This window comes from Vibrio sp. 1562, assembly GCF_033340155.1.
Lineage (GTDB): Bacteria > Pseudomonadota > Gammaproteobacteria > Enterobacterales > Vibrionaceae > Vibrio > Vibrio alginolyticus.
Genome location: NZ_JAWOVY010000777.1, coordinates 1 through 517, shown reverse-complemented (window position 1 = coordinate 517; position 517 = coordinate 1). Strand labels below are relative to the sequence as shown.

Genomic DNA, 517 nt, shown 5'->3' with positions numbered 1-517 from the left:
GGGGATTTTATCAGGCTTTAGATAGTATCCACTCACTCTCTGCGATAGGTTTTCTCTCGTTTGCAGCCATTACCCAGTTTGCTCCTGCATTGATTGGCGGTATGTATTGGCGTCAGGGTAACAAGAAAGGCGTTTATGTTGGCCTCGCGGTCGGTTTTACGATTTGGTTGATTACCTTAATGAGCCAAACCGACATGTTGGCTGGTAATGCCAGCAACAACTTTTTGATTTGGTTAATCACGCCGCCAGAGATGCTGTCGAGCTTCGACATTGCGATTTCGGATTGGGGCATGATCATGAGTGTGGTGGCGAACGCGGTGTGTTTTGTCGCGGTGTCTCTGGCGACGCGTCCAAGCCTAAGTGAGCGCTTACAGTCGGCGTCTTTTGTCGGAACACCGCTGCCTGAAAGCGAAAACATCAGCTTGTATCAAAGTCGTGTTACCGTGGCTGAGTTGGAAATGCTTGCCTCGCGCTTTGTTGGCCGCACTCGGGTGAAAGTGGCTTTCCAAGCCTATTG

The 517-nt window shown here is 50.3% G+C and carries 1 pseudogene; it reads left to right on the top strand.

Going from position 1 to position 517, the window contains the following annotated elements:
• Window positions 1-517 (top strand): annotated as a pseudogene (locus R7Z49_RS27595) (hybrid sensor histidine kinase/response regulator); the annotation flags it as partial.